Origin of the sequence: Kocuria sp. LUK (assembly GCF_021012935.1) — a bacterium.
Lineage (GTDB): Bacteria > Actinomycetota > Actinomycetes > Actinomycetales > Micrococcaceae > Kocuria > Kocuria flava.
The window spans coordinates 1-2,042 of sequence record NZ_JAJMZI010000014.1 but is presented as its reverse complement, the minus strand read 5'-3'; the positions used below and the strand labels follow the sequence as shown (position 1 = coordinate 2,042).

Annotated in this window: 1 protein-coding gene; it reads right to left on the bottom strand. The window is 75.4% G+C overall.

From position 1 onward, the window contains the following. Positions 1–267: 267 nt before the first annotated feature. A partial coding sequence (locus LQU92_RS14815; protein WP_230781440.1) for an acyltransferase family protein occupies positions 268–2,042 on the bottom strand: 1,775 nt, incomplete at its 5' end.

Genomic DNA, 2,042 nt, shown 5'->3' with positions numbered 1-2,042 from the left:
CTGGGACGGTCCGCCGGGCGCTCCTGCGCCGGGGTGCGGGCCCAGGGGGCCGGGCCGAGTGCGGTGGGCATGGGGGTACCTCCTGGGGGGACACCGCGCCGGCGTCGAGGGGGGGGGTGGGCGGCGCGGAGGGGACTGGTGGAGCCTACCGGATCCGGTGGCGGGCCCACGGGCGGCCGGTCCCACCGCACCGGTCCCACCGCACCGGTCCCGAGGTCCGGGCCCTGCCGTCCCGCCCCCGCCGGGCAGGTTCCGCGGTGGGCGGGTTCAGCGCCGGAGCAGGCCCTGGGCGCCGTCGGCGGCGAGGGCCTGCTCGGTCCGCCGGGCGAACTCGGGGGCGAGGGTCCCGACGTACTCGGCGGTGAGGTGGTTGTTGTCCCAGTAGGTCCACACGTTGCCGATCACCGGCGGGCACGTGCCCCCGGGGCAGACGAGGTCGCCCAGGTCGACCGCCGAGACCCGGGACAGCTCCGCGGCCACGGGCGCCAGGGGGCTGTCCGGGTCGAGGACCGCGTGGGTCGCGGCGCACTGCGGGGCCTGCGCCCCGTGCTCCTCCGCGCAGTGGGCGGGGACGAAGTCGAAGCGCGGGTTGTCGCGGACCCCGATCACCTGGATGCCGCGGGCGGCCAGGTCCCGGATGCGCTGCTCCGTGCCGGGGGTGAAGGTCTCCTCGTTCTCGTCGGTGCTGCGGGTGCCCTGGACGAGGACGAGGTCGGGGTCGACGGCGTCGACGGCGGGACCGGTGCCCTCGAGCCACCGGGCGCACTCGTCCGGGAAGAGCTGCTCGTCGAGGGTCGAGTAGAAGCAGTTGCCGCGGATGTAGGTGACGACCCGCCAGCCGTTGCGCTCGGCCAGGTGCTCGACGGCGGGCAGCCACTGGTGGACGTGGCTGTTGCCGACGACCAGCAGGGTCGCGGCCGGGTCCTCGGCCGGCACGGTGTCGAAGCACCACTGCTGCCACCGCTCGCCGAGGCCGATCTCCGCCGGGCAGGGACTGCCCAGCGGCGGCTTCGGGTAGTGCTCGCCGGTGAGGACGGGGATGACGGGCGCGTCGGGGTCGCCTTGGTACTCGAATCCGGGGGCGAGGGCGGCCGCGCCGGGGTTGTTGCGGTCGGCCTGCGCGGTGATCTCCGCGATCCGGCGGGCCTCGGCCTGCTGGACCGCCAGCACCGGCACGGCCACCAGCCCCACGCACACCAGGACCACCGCCGCCAGCCGGCGCCGCGACCGCTCGGGCCAGGCCCACCGCTTCAGCGGCTGCTCCACGAACCGGGTCGCCAGCAGCGCCAGCAGCAGCGAGACCACCACGATCGCGACCCCCGACCGGGGACCGGCCATCGGCCGGTCCCGCAGCACCAGGTAGGTGATCAGCAGCGGCCAGTGCACCAGGTACAGCGCATACGCCGCGTCCCCCAGCCGCACCAGCGGCCCCGAGGCCAGGATCCGGTCCACCCCGAAGCGCGAGCCCGAGGACCCCGCCACGATCACCGCCGCCGCCGAGCACAGCGGCCACAGCGCGATCCACCCCGGGAACGCCCCCTGCACGTCCACGACCACGCCGACGGCGACCATGCTCACCAGCCCGGCCCAGCCCAGCACCACCCGCAGCCCCCTGGCCGGGTTCAGGTGCGGCACCGCCAGCGCCAGCAGCGACCCCAGGGCGAACTCCCACAGCCGGGTGCGGGTGTCGAAGTAGGCGAACTCCTGGCGCACCGCGGTCTGCTGGACGGAGAAGGCCAGCGAGACCGCGAACACCGCCCCGAAGGCCACCGCCAGCACCGGCACCGGCCGCCACCGCAACCGCCGGCACACCACCGCGGCGGCCGCGAAGATCACCGGCCACAGCAGGAACACCTGCCCCTGCACCGACAACGACCAGAAGTGCTGGAACGGCGAGGCGCTGGAGTGATCGGCCGCGTAGTAGTCCACCGCCCCGAGGGCCAGAGCCCAGTTCTCGGCGTAGAGCACCGAGGCCAGCGCCTCCGCGCGCCAGCGCCCCACGTCGTGGGCGGGGTAGAGCACCTCGACGAGCACCAGCGTGG